Here is a 333-nt window from a genome sequence, read left to right as displayed (position 1 = left end):
ATAGCCCGTTGCCATGAGAAACGTTGGTGCACGTCCATAACTCTTAGCTCCTACAATGTAAAAGTCTTTCTCAGGTTGACGAAGCTCTTCTTCTCCATGTGCACGAACCGTGCCGCAGCTATGAAGGTTAGGATCAATTAATGGAGCTAAGTCTTTTACACTTTCTGTAATGGAGTCAATAGATGTACGCAATTCGCTAATGATTGTAAAATCCGGACGATTCCCTGCATTTACGATGATTTCGTCTATATTTGAAAGGATTTTCTCTTGTTCATTTTGATTTCCTATCATCTTCATACCATTCACTGAGGCTGTAACATGGTGAATTCTATA

Annotated in this window: 1 pseudogene; it reads right to left on the bottom strand. The window is 39.9% G+C overall.

The features are described 5' to 3' along the window. Window positions 1–297, bottom strand: a pseudogene (locus tag SB764_RS38980) (flavoprotein); the annotation flags it as partial. Window positions 298–333 lie beyond the last annotated feature (36 nt).

The sequence above is a fragment of the Paraburkholderia sp. SIMBA_027 genome, assembly GCF_046535315.1.
Lineage (GTDB): Bacteria > Pseudomonadota > Gammaproteobacteria > Burkholderiales > Burkholderiaceae > Paraburkholderia > Paraburkholderia tropica.
Note: the sequence above shows the minus strand (reverse complement) of the source record. Positions and strands in the feature narration are given on the sequence as shown.